Source organism: Ralstonia sp. ASV6, assembly GCF_016429285.1.
In the GTDB taxonomy this organism is placed as follows: domain Bacteria; phylum Pseudomonadota; class Gammaproteobacteria; order Burkholderiales; family Burkholderiaceae; genus Ralstonia; species Ralstonia flaminis.
Map to the genome: position 1 here is coordinate 1 of NZ_JAELUI010000371.1, position 445 is coordinate 445.

A 445-nucleotide genomic window follows, 5' to 3' on the forward strand; every position below is an offset into this window, starting at 1 on the left:
GTGATCAAGAGCATCTCCCAGCAGACCAACCTGCTGGCCCTCAACGCCGCCATCGAAGCCGCCCGCGCGGGTGAAGCCGGCCGTGGCTTTGCGGTGGTCGCCGACGAAGTGCGCAGCTTGGCCCACCGTACGCAGGAGTCGACCCAGGAGATTCAGCAGATGATCGAAAGCCTGCAAGTGGGGGCGCGGGATTCGGTGACCACCATGACCGAGAGCCAGCAGCACAGTGAAGCCAGTGTGAGCACGGTGAACCTGGCGGGTAAACGGCTGGGTAGCGTGACGCAGCGGATTGGGGAGATCGACAATATGAACCAGTCGGTGGCGGCGGCTACGGAGGAGCAGACGGCGGTGGTTGAGGCGTTGAATGTGGATATTACCGAGATCAATCTGCTGAATAGCCAGGGGGTGGAGAATCTGCAGGCGACGTTGGTGGCGTGTACGGAGC

General features: G+C 62.2%; 1 protein-coding gene. It reads left to right on the forward strand.

Annotated features, from left to right (window positions below):
• A partial coding sequence (locus JHD73_RS28055; protein WP_233177203.1) for a methyl-accepting chemotaxis protein occupies positions 1-445 on the forward strand: 445 nt, incomplete at both ends.